Here is a 9,548-nt window from a genome sequence, read left to right on the forward strand (position 1 = left end):
GACTGACAAGCAGACCGCCCCGCACAACCCCGCAGAAACGACCGGCATGAAGCGCGGATTGACCTCTTACGGCGATCAGGGCTTCTCGCTGTTCCTGCGCAAAGCGTTCATCAAGGGCGCGGGTTACACGGACCAGGCGCTCGACCGCCCGGTCATCGGCATCGTGAATACGGGCAGCGGCTTCAATGCGTGCCATGGCAACATGCCGCAACTCGTCGAGGCCGTGAAGCGCGGCGTCATGCTCGCAGGCGGTCTGCCGATCGACTTTCCGACCATCTCGATTCACGAGAGCTTCTCGTCGCCGACCTCGATGTATCTGCGCAATCTGATGTCGATGGACACCGAGGAGATGATCCGCGCGCAGCCGATGGACGCCGTCGTGCTGATCGGCGGTTGCGACAAGACCGTGCCGGCCCAGTTGATGGGCGCCGCCTCGGCGGGCATGCCCGCGATCCAGCTCGTGACCGGCGCGATGCTCACGGGTTCGCATCGCAGCGAGCGCGTGGGCGCGTGTACGGACTGCCGCCGCTACTGGGGCAAGTTCCGCGCGAACGAAATCGATCAGCAGGAAATCGACGACGTGAACAACCAGCTCGTCGCGAGCGTGGGAACGTGCTCGGTGATGGGCACGGCGAGCACGATGGCCTGCATCGCCGAAGCGCTCGGCATGACGGTGCCCGGCGGTGCGACCCCGCCTGCGGTGACGGCGGACCGTATCCGTGTCGCGGAGCAAACCGGCACGACCGCCGTCAAGCTGGCCAGCGAGCGGCTGACCATCGACCGCATCCTCACGCCCAAGGCGTTCGAGAACGCGATGCGCGTGCTGCTGGCGATTGGCGGATCGACCAACGCCATCGTGCACCTGAGCGCCATCGCGGGCCGTCTCGGCCACACCATCGACCTCGATACGCTCGACCGCATGGGCAAGGAAACGCCGGTGCTGCTCGATCTCAAGCCGACCGGCCAGCACTATATGGAGGATTTTCACAAGGCGGGCGGCGTCGCCACGCTGCTGCGCGAACTGAAGCCGCTGCTGCATCTCGATGCGCTGACCGTGAGCGGCCAGACGCTCGGCGAGCAGATCGAGGCGAGCGGCGCAGGCTTCAAGCAGGACGTGGTGCGCTCTTTTGCGCAGCCGATCTATCCGCAGGGCGGCCTTGCGGTGCTGCGCGGCAATCTCGCGCCAGGCGGCGCGATCATCAAGCAATCGGCCGCCGACGCGAAGCTGATGGAACACGAGGGCCGCGCCGTGGTGTTCGAGAACGTCGAAGACCTCATCGCGCGCGTCGACGACGACGCCCTGGACGTGAACGCCGACGATGTCCTCGTGCTCAAGAACATCGGCCCGGTTGGCGCGCCCGGCATGCCCGAAGCGGGCTACATCCCCATTCCGCGCAAGCTCGCGCGGGCCGGCGTGAAAGACATGGTGCGCATCTCCGACGGGCGGATGAGCGGCACGGCGTTCGGCACGATCGTCCTGCACGTGACGCCCGAGGCGGCCGTCGGCGGCGCGTTGGCCTACGTTCGAAACGGCGACCGGATTCGGCTCAGCGTGGTGAATCGCGAGATCGCGCTGCTTGTTTCCGATGAGGAACTCCAGCGCCGCGCGCAAGCCACGCCGATCAAGCGGCCGACGGCCGAACGTGGCTATCGCAAGCTGTTTCTGCAGACCGTCACGCAAGCCGACGAAGGCGTGGATTTCGATTTCCTGCGCGCCGCCAGCCTTCAAAAAGACAAGCCGGATTGACCGGCGCGGGCAAGGCCGCGCGGCGCGTCACAACGGCCGGTTGAAAGTGACCGCGGCGGCCTGCGCGAACAGCTTCACCAACGCGAAGCGCGGCGAGTGCCGCGCGATCGCGAGCCCGATGCGGCGCACCGGCGCGCGTTCGGGCAGCGCAATCCGGGTAATCGCGAGACCGCTCGTCCACAGCGACGGCCAGTCGGGCACCAGCGAGACGCCGAGCCCTTTGTCGACGAGTGTCGCGATGGCGAGCAAGCCGTCGATTTCGAGCCGCTGCCTCGGGTGCAGATCGTTGTCCCGCAGGTAGCGGTCGGCCAGTTGCCCGCCGAACACGGAGCGCGCGTAGCGCACGAAGGGCTCGGACGTCAGCAGTTCGTGCGCGTCGCGTCCTTGCATCGAGGCGTGCGCCACCACGACGAGCGGCTCCTCGGTCAGCGGATGCCATTCGCACGTCTTGGGCATCGCGAACTGCGGCTCGACGACGATCGCGACATCGAGTTCGCCGGAGCAGACTTTCTTGCAGAGATCGACCGAGCTTCCCGTATCGACGAAAATCTTGAGGTCGGGATACGTGGCATAAACGCCCTGCAAAACGGACGGCAGGATGCTGACCATGGCCGACTGGAACACGCCGACCCTCAGCTCGCCGACCTGCATCTGGCCGTCCTGCGCGATGGCCTGCATGTCGCGCACGGCACGCAGCAGCGCATGCGCGCTGTCCAGCACCTTCACACCTTCCGCGGTAGGTCCGACGTTGCGCCCCGAGCGTTGAATCAGCGTGGTGCCCAGGCTTTCTTCGAGTGAGCGAATGCGCGCGGCAACCGCGGTTGCCGTCAGCCCAAGACGTCGCGCGGCTTCAGCGATAGAACCGCTCTCCACCACCGCGACAAAACTCTGCACATAACGAATGTCCATGACCTATTTTATGACACGGACGGGCGGCTTTGGTAGCCGCTTTCGCGTATGCACTCGCGCAGTGGAAAGATAACGTTAGGATCACAGAATAATATCGACCGACCTGCGGGCGGCGCAATGGCGTCGGCCCTTAATCCCTCGCCATGCGCCGCAGCCGGCGCGCGTGCAATTGCTGCGAAAACCCTTTGAACCGGCTGCGCTCGTGCGGATCGCCGAAATGCATGAGCACCGTGCAGCGCACGCTCGCGGGCAGACAGGCCTGATTCGCATGCAGCGAGCGCATGCCCCAGAAGAAGTAGAGATTGCCCGGCGTCAGCGGCACGATCTTCGCCGACAACCAATGCTGCACGCGCTCTTTACGCCAGAGCCGTTTCAGCAATTTCTCCATCATGAGCTTCTCAAGAATGTTCACGACCGCGGATCGCCGCGCGTCGCGCAGATTCGGAAACATCAGCAGATGGCCCGGCGGCTCACCCGGCGCGTTGGGTATCAAAACCGGCAGCAGCACCGTGACGACATAGGAGTCGTAGTGAAAGTTGAGCGCATGTCGGAGTCCGTGCGAGCCGGTCAGCACGCGCAACACCGGAAAAATCCGCTCGCTCGGCGGCGGCGTGCGCATTTTCCCTTCGTAGAGCGATCGCAACAGCGCGTGCAAACCCGCGTCCTCGATCAGCGGACGCAGACAGGTGTCGGCGGTCCACGCCGTGCCCTCGCAACTGAAATACTGACCGCCGCGCCGCGCGATCTGATCGCCGACGAAGCCTCGCATTCGCGCAATGATCTCGTCGGGCACGACGTCATGCAGCACCGCGACGCCGGTTTCGTCCATCGACTCGGCCAGGCTTTGCGCGCTGGCCGCGCTGACCCTGGCGTATCCGTCGATCGACATACCGTGGTTGAAAGCACTCATCGAAATCCCCCAGCGTGGTTTCGGAATGAAATGCAAATGCAATCTTAGCCAACGACGGATCGTGACCGAAATCGGTACTCCGTTACGTGCGGATTCGTACAGATAGGCGGCGTTGGCGCTTAAGCACGCCTTGTGGTCGCTTTGTGTTCGCCCTTTGCGTGCGCACTCCCGGGTCGTCGGGTCAGATCGGCTTATTTGAACGGCGCGCGAGGCTCGCCGCATGAACGACGGTCCGATCTTCAGTTCGCCGCATCGCTGCCGATAACGCATGAAGACTACTCATGCTTTATCCGTAATGCGCGCTTCTACCTGTCAGATACTCCGGCACGTTCTGGGCCTCGCGGCCACCGTGCTTGCGACGGTGTTCGCGCTATCCTGTCTCTGGGAGTTCAAGCTCGAACGCTGGGCCATGCACGCGCTCGGATTCACCTACGAACCGTCATTCGAGTTTTCCGAACGCTGGCGTTTCATCCTCACGTCGTCGAGCTTTGCAATCGTCGCGCTCATCGCTCCCTCAATCTGGTTGAGCCGGTCGTTGCGCACGCAAAAAGACGGCTATAGCGCGCTGCGGCGCGCGCAGGTGCAGAGCGAAAAGCTCGCACGCCACGATCCGCTCACGGGGCTGTTCAACCGGCGCGTCTTCAACGAGCACCTCGCGGCGGCATTCGACCACGCGCAAGGCGCGGCCGTCTTTCTCATCGATCTCGACGACTTCAAGCGCATCAACGACGGCCACGGTCACGCGATGGGCGACAAGGTGCTGTGCGAACTCGCCGGGCGGCTGCGCCATCTCGCCAGGCACTCGGAGGCCTGCGTCGCGCGTATCGGCGGCGACGAATTCGCCATGATCGTCAACGACATCGACAAGACGCGCCTCGCCGCGCTGGCGATCGACATCCTGGCCCATCTCGGCGCGCCGCTCGCTTCGCTGGATGACGCCACCACGGTGAGCGCGACCGTCGGCATCAGCATCGCGCATCTCGACGCGGACTTGCCGGATGCGCTGCTCCATTGCGCGGACCATGCCATGTATCGCGGCAAGAGCGCGGGCCGCGCGACGTTTCATTTCTACGAGCCGGGCTACGAAAAGGCGCAGCAACTCGCCAGCCAGTTCGAATCCGATCTCGCGCTCGCGATCGAACACGATCAGATCGAGCCGTTTTTTCAGCCGATCGTGAGCTTGCCCGAGCAGCACGTCGTCGGATTCGAAATCCTCGCGCGCTGGCGCTGCCCGCAGCGCGGCTTGCAGGCGCCGGTGAATTTCGTGCCGGTCGCGGATCGCCTCGGGCTGATTCCGAAAATGACGTTCTCGCTGCTGGCCAGATCGATCGAGTGCGCGCGCGACTGGCCCGATCATCTGACGCTCGCGATCAACGTGACGACTTCGATGCTCGAAGAAACAGGCTTCGCGGACCGGCTGCACACTGCCATCACCGAACAGGGATGGTCGGCGCGCCGGCTCGAAATCGAAATTACCGAGCAGGCGCTGGTCTCGGACATCGCGGCGGTGCGGGAAAACCTCTCGAAACTGCAGTCGCGCGGGATCACCGTTGCGCTCGACGATTTCGGCACCGGCTATTCCGGGATCTATCACCTGACTCACCTCTCGATCGACAAGATCAAGATCGACCGGTCCTTTCTCAACACGCGGATCCAGGAACACGAGAAGGTCGTGGCCGCCGTGCTCGGGCTCGCACGCAGTCTGCGCATCAAGGCGACCGCCGAGGGCGTCGAAGACGAGGACGTTGTGCTGTGGCTTTCGACGCAGCCTTGCGATTTCGCGCAGGGCTATCTGTTCGGCAAGCCGATGCCGGCGCAGCAGGTCTCGCAGCTTGTCGAAGCGCTGCGCGAACGGCCGCGTCCGCTGCGATCCGATTGCGGCACGGAGCCGATGCCGGGCATCGCGGCGAGCGAGGCCTAGAAACGGCGGCGGGCCTGTCGCTTGCTACGGATTTCGACATCGTCGAATCTGCCGGTTCGGCGCAACTCGTAGCGGGAGACGGCCACCATGCAAAAGAAAATGCTCGTCGCGGCGCTCGCCGGCGCCGCGCTGCTCGTGGGCGCCTGCGCCACGATTGCGCGTCCGGGCCCGGTTGGCAATCGCGCGGTCCCCGAGCCCGCAAGGCCCGTGGACCTGACGCAATACATGGGCCGCTGGTACGAGCAGTTGCGCTACGAGGCGTCGTTCGAAAAGGACATGGACGAGGTCACGGCCGATTATTCGCTCAATCCCGACGGCAGCGTGAAGGTCGTCAATCGCGGCCGTCGCGCCGGGGCGAAAGCGTTCAGCGAATCGGCCGGAAAAGCGAAAGTCGCGGACCCGGCGACGAACGCCAAACTCAAGGTCTCGTTCTTCGGGCCGTTCTATGGCGATTACTGGATTCTCGATCACGCCGACAATTACGACTGGTCGATCGTGGGCGAGCCCTCGGGCCGTTATTTGTGGGTGTTGACGCGCGCGGCGCGCCCGTCGCCTGACGTGCTCGACCGTCTGCGCAAACGCGTTGAGGCGCTGGGGTATGACGGGTCGCTCATCAGGGTGACCCGTCATGACACGGATTGATCGTGCGATCGCCGCTATAAAACCGGCGCGCGTCAGCACGCGCGCCGCCCTCGTCGTCAATAGCGCCAGGTGAGATTCACGCTGCCATTGAGCGGCGCCGCATACGTGCTGTAGCTGTATTCCATCGACGACCAATACTTCTTGTCGAGCGCGTTGTTCAGCGTGCCGGTGATCGTGAAGTGCTTGTTCACGTCGTAGCGCGCCATGAAATCCAGCACCGTGTACGCGCCCTGACGCGCCATGCCCACGCCTTCGTCGACGTAGCTCGTGGCGCTCTGCCAGCGCACGCTCGTGCCCACGGTCAGCTTGTGATCGAAGTACGGCAGGCGATACGTCGTCGACAGATGCGCCGATTTGCGCGGCACGAACAGTTGCGTCGCCTGGCCGTTGTCGTCGGTCACGCGCAGGATCGTCGCGCCCGCACTCACGTTCCAGTCGTTCGTGATCTGCCCGGACACTTCGGCCTCGATGCCTTCGGACGTGGCGTCGCCGCCCGAGTAATAGTATTGGCCCGTGTCCTCGTTGAAGCCCGCCTCGGTGGCGATATTCGACTGGTGAATGCGATACACCGTGAACGAGGTATTGAGCCGGTTATCGAAGAACGCGCCCTTGATGCCCGCTTCCGCGCTGCGGCCGCGCGCGGGTCCGAGCAATTGATTGTCGACGTTGAGCTGATACTGCGGATTGAAAATCTTGGTGAAGCTCGCGTACGCGGTGATCTGGTTCGTCAGATCGTAAGTCAGGCCGATATACGGCGCCGACCCGGCCGATTGCTGGTTATAGCTCGTGCCCGCCGAGTCGCCGCTGCTGGCCGCCTGCGTATAGTTAATGCCCAGCAGCAGATGCGCGCGATCGGTCAGGCTCCAGCGCGACGACGCGTAAAGCGAGCGCCGCACATCGAGATAATGCACGCGCGTGGCGTTCTCGCCCCACGACGTCGGCTCGGGATACGATCCCGCCAGCAGTTCGGCATAGCTGACCGGCACGCCGTCGCCCACGCCTTCCGACGACGGATTCGTGAATTCCGAACGCGAGAAATTCGCGCCGAAAGTCAGGTCGTGCGTGCGGCCGAACAGATCGATCTTGCCGCTCAAGCTCGAATCCAGCACGATCTGCCGGTTCGATGATTCGTAGGCCGAAGTATAGGAATTGACGCCCGAGCCATCCGATTCGAGCGATCCATACGGATAAAAGAACTTGGCGTTGTTGTAAATATCGCTCCAGTTGGCCGAGGTTTTCCACGTCCAGCGCTGGCCGAGCTGCTGCTTCACTTCCGCGAACGCGCGTTGTTCCTGCGTGTTGAAGAACGCCCATTTCGGCGCCATGCTCGCGTGCACGTCGTAGTTGAGCGCATTGCCCGACGCGTCGAGCAAGGGCAGGCCGCCCCAGCTTGCGCCGTCGAGCCGGTTGTACTCGTAGCTGAAGCCCGCGGTGGCCAGCGTGCTCGGCGTGAGGTTCGCCTCGACCACGCCGTAGATACCGTCCTTGCTCGGCTTCAGGCGGTCGGTATAGGAGTTGCCGTCTTCATGAAATGCGACCAGCCGCCCCGCCACCGTCCCGGCCTTGTTCAGCGGCCCGGAAATATCGACATCGACGCGCTTCGTATCCCACGAGCCATACGAAATACCGGCCTTGGCCTGGAAATCGTAGGTCGGACGCTTGCGGATGAAATTCACGGTCGCGGACGGATTGCCGGTTTCGGCGTTCAATCCGTCCGCGCCTCGCAGCACTTCGACGCGGTCGTAAAACGCCATGTCGATGTCGCCATATTGCGAGGTGTAGACGAGCGGAATGCCGATGCCGTCGAACTGCAGATTGGTGATCTGGAAGCCGCGCGAGGTGAAATCGGTCGCGTACGAATCGTACGGTTCGACGGTCACGCCCGTGATATGGCGCAGCGCGTCGTTCACGCCGTTGAGCTGGAAGTCGTCCATCTCCTGGCGCGTGAGCACGGACACCGATTGCGGCGTTTCCTTCGGCGATAAGGCGATCTTGCTGCCCGCCGTCGTCGACTTGATCGTGTACGAGTGGGTCTGCTCGGTGGGCCGCTGCTCACCGCCTTCGGCCGCGACCACGACCGCCGGCAGCGTGTTGTCCGTCTCGCTGACCTCGGCGGGCGCCGGCGCGATCGTCACCGTGCCGCCCTGGGTATCGGCGGCCAGTCCGCTGCCCTTGAGCACCTGGCCGAGCGCCGCGCCCGCCGTCATGCGCCCGGACACCGCGGGCGACGTCTTGCCCGCCACCAGCGACGACTTGACCAGCAATTGAAGATTGGCCTGGCGCGCGACTTCCTTGAGCGCGTCGCCGAGCGGCTGCGCCGGGATCGAGAAGTCGGTCAGCGCGGCGGGCGCGGCGGCCGAGGCCGAGGCCGAGGGAGTTTGCGCGCGGGCAGCGGGCGCCTCGAACACGGCCACGGCGAGGATGACCGAGGCCGCCAGCGTGGCGAGCGGAAAACGGGGGTACATCATCAGGGACATCTCCAACGGGTAACGTAATAAGAACCATTACCAATGAAGACGCACGACCCGCTCAAACCCTGACATTGCTAATAAACATTTTTTAAGCGGTCGCGGAAACCCGCCATTACAAAGTATTTCCGGCGCCGCCGGGGCCACGGCTCAGCTCAGCCCTGCCCTTCCGGGTCGGGCACGAAGCAATAGCCTTCGCCGCGCACCGTCCGTATCCAGCGCGGCCGCGTGGGCACGTCTTCCAGCAGCGCGCGCAGGCGCGCGACCGCCACCGTGATGCTGTCGTCGCGGACGCAACCGCGCATGAGCGTCACGAGGCGGCTGCGCGAGAGCGTTTCCATGGGCCGCTGCGCGAAGACCGTGAGCAGCGCGAACTGGCTGTCGGTCATCGCTTGCGGCTCGCCGTCGCGCAGCAGCGTGCGCGACGAGAACACGATCCGAAACGGGCCGAAGCGCAGATCGCGCAGCCCGCGCGCCTCGTTCCCGATCGCGGCCGCCGACGCGCCTGGTGCGCTCAGCGCGCCAGCGGGCGCGCGGCGCAGCACGGCGCGGATGCGCGCGAGCAGTTCGGAGGGCACGAAGGGCTTCGCGAGGTAATCGTCGGCGCCGAGTTCGAGGCCGATCACGCGGTCGATCGCATCGGCCAGCGACGAGAGCACGATGACCGGCGTGGCGTCGCCATGTCCGCGCAGATCCTTGAGCGACGCGAAGCCGTCGCCGTTCGGAAAGCTGCGCTCCATCAGCACGAGATCGGGCGACGCCGCGCGAATGTCGTGCGGCAACTGCGCGGGCGTGTGCAGCAGCGAGACGTCGAAACCCGCCTCGCCGAGAAAATGCGCGAGCAGCGCGCATAGCGTGTGGTCGGGATCGACCACGAGAATATGGGCCGACGCTGGTTTCATCTGCGGCTTGATCTGCGGCTTGATCTGCGGCTTCATCTGCACCTCTGTC

At 64.4% G+C, this 9,548-nt stretch carries 7 protein-coding genes; 3 read left to right on the forward strand and 4 right to left on the reverse strand.

All coding sequences use genetic code 11. The features are described from left to right. Nucleotides 1–46: 46 nt before the first annotated feature. Complete coding sequence (locus LDO54_RS08120; RefSeq protein ID WP_224009068.1) at nt 47–1,747, forward strand: IlvD/Edd family dehydratase; 1,701 nt, start codon at nt 47–49, stop codon at nt 1,745–1,747. A 27-nt stretch (nt 1,748–1,774) separates the two neighbouring features. Here the strand turns inward: LDO54_RS08120 and LDO54_RS08125 are convergent, their stop codons facing one another. Both LDO54_RS08125 and LDO54_RS08130 read right to left on the reverse strand, forming a co-directional pair. Then, nucleotides 1,775–2,656 (reverse strand): LysR family transcriptional regulator, encoded by an 882-nt coding sequence (locus tag LDO54_RS08125; protein WP_224008994.1) that lies wholly within the window; start codon nt 2,654–2,656, stop codon nt 1,775–1,777. A 130-nt stretch (nt 2,657–2,786) separates the two neighbouring features. Then, nucleotides 2,787–3,836 (reverse strand): hypothetical protein, encoded by a 1,050-nt coding sequence (locus tag LDO54_RS08130; RefSeq protein WP_224008996.1) that lies wholly within the window; start codon nt 3,834–3,836, stop codon nt 2,787–2,789. A gap of 25 nt (nt 3,837–3,861) precedes the next feature. Here LDO54_RS08130 and LDO54_RS08135 point away from each other — a divergent pair, with 25 nt between their 5' ends. Both LDO54_RS08135 and LDO54_RS08140 read left to right on the forward strand, forming a co-directional pair. Continuing rightward, nucleotides 3,862–5,487 carry a putative bifunctional diguanylate cyclase/phosphodiesterase gene (locus LDO54_RS08135; protein ID WP_224008998.1) on the forward strand — a complete coding sequence of 542 codons (1,626 nt, stop codon included), beginning with the start codon at nt 3,862–3,864 and terminating at the stop codon, nt 5,485–5,487. 87 nt (nt 5,488–5,574) lie between these two features. Beyond that, complete coding sequence (locus LDO54_RS08140) at nt 5,575–6,129, forward strand: lipocalin family protein (RefSeq protein WP_224009000.1); 555 nt, start codon at nt 5,575–5,577, stop codon at nt 6,127–6,129. A gap of 56 nt (nt 6,130–6,185) precedes the next feature. Here the strand turns inward: LDO54_RS08140 and LDO54_RS08145 are convergent, their stop codons facing one another. Together LDO54_RS08145 and LDO54_RS08150 are read right to left on the reverse strand one after the other, a co-directional pair. Next, entirely contained in the window at nt 6,186–8,597 is a 2,412-nt protein-coding gene (locus LDO54_RS08145; protein ID WP_224009006.1) for a TonB-dependent siderophore receptor, read from the reverse strand. Nucleotides 8,598–8,752: 155 nt separating this feature from the next. Further along, nucleotides 8,753–9,535 carry a response regulator gene (locus tag LDO54_RS08150; RefSeq protein ID WP_224009008.1) on the reverse strand — a complete coding sequence of 261 codons (783 nt, stop codon included), beginning with the start codon at nt 9,533–9,535 and terminating at the stop codon, nt 8,753–8,755. Between the last annotated feature and the right edge of the window lie 13 nt (nt 9,536–9,548).

It is taken from the genome of Paraburkholderia tropica, assembly GCF_914484835.1.
Lineage (GTDB): Bacteria > Pseudomonadota > Gammaproteobacteria > Burkholderiales > Burkholderiaceae > Paraburkholderia > Paraburkholderia tropica_A.